This is a genomic window from Stenotrophomonas sp. 2YAF22, from assembly GCF_052114665.1.
Lineage (GTDB): Bacteria > Pseudomonadota > Gammaproteobacteria > Xanthomonadales > Xanthomonadaceae > Stenotrophomonas > Stenotrophomonas indicatrix.
Genome location: NZ_JBFRFE010000917.1, coordinates 1 through 1085 on the forward strand (window position 1 = coordinate 1; position 1085 = coordinate 1085).

General features: G+C 69.7%; 1 protein-coding gene. It reads right to left on the minus strand.

Annotated elements, in window-relative coordinates; all coding sequences use genetic code 11:
• A partial coding sequence (locus AB4Y84_RS22230; protein WP_442251004.1) for a ferredoxin reductase occupies positions 1-932 on the minus strand: 932 nt, incomplete at its 3' end.
• Positions 933-1085: the final 153 nt, after the last annotated feature.

Consider the following 1085-nt stretch of genomic DNA (forward strand, 5'->3'; position numbering starts at 1 on the left):
CCCATGCGGCAGCCGTGCTTGGGCGCGATGCCCTGCGCCTCCAGGCTTTCCAGCAGCGAGCGGCCACGCGGCACGATCAGCCGCCGGCCGCTGCGGGCCAGGGTCAATGCGACCTCACCCAGGCTGTCGGCATCACTGAGTGCCGCAGGCGGCGTAAAGGCTTCAGCCTGGAAGCCGGCCACCTGCTGCGCCAGCCGCGTGCGCGCAGCGGCAACGAAGCCATCCGGGCCACAGGCCAGCACATGGCGCTGCGCCAGCGGGGTGTCGTCACCGGCAACGGCCAACGTGTGGCTGTCGATGCGCGCGGCCGGCACCTCGCCTTCGCGGGTGGTCAGCAGATGCACGCGCAGGTTCGGGTTCGCTGCGGCCAGCGCCTGCAACTCATCACGGAACTGGAACGCCGCGGCGCTGCGCTCCCAGTAGAACAGGTCGACCGGCGCCGCCAGCGGGCGCTGGCAGGCGTCGCGCAGCAGGCTGCGCATGGGCGTGATGCCGCTGCCGGCCGCCAGCAGAAGTACCGGCGCTGCGGCGGGCATGTGGAAATCACCGAAGGCCGCATCCAGCCGGAACAGGTCGCCTGGCTTGGCATGCGCTACGAGATGCTGGCTGACCTTGCCGCCTTCCACCGCCTTGACGGTAATGGCCAGCTCACGACGGCCCAGGCGGGTCGGGCTGTAGCTGCGGCGCAATACACGCCCCTCAAGCTCGACGCCCAGGGTGACGTGCTGGCCGGCGCGCATCCCGGCCCAGTGCCGGTTGCAGCGCAGGACCAGGGTGGCGGCGCCCTCGCCGGCCGGCTCGCGCCGCACCAGGCGGGCCATCGGCTCACGCAGGGTCCACAACGGATTCAGCTGGCCCGCCCAGAAGTCGAACAGCGACGGCGACAGCCAGCGGTACGGGGAAAACAGGGAAGGACGGACGACAGCGCTCATGGATGCACTATACGGCCGCACACACAGCTGTGTATACATGTGTATATTGCACCGGATTGGGTATGATTCAGCCTTGCCCCTCCGGAAGTACCATGGCCGCCGCCACCGTTCTGTCTCCGCCTGAAGATGCCAGCAGCCCGGCCCGCCGTACGG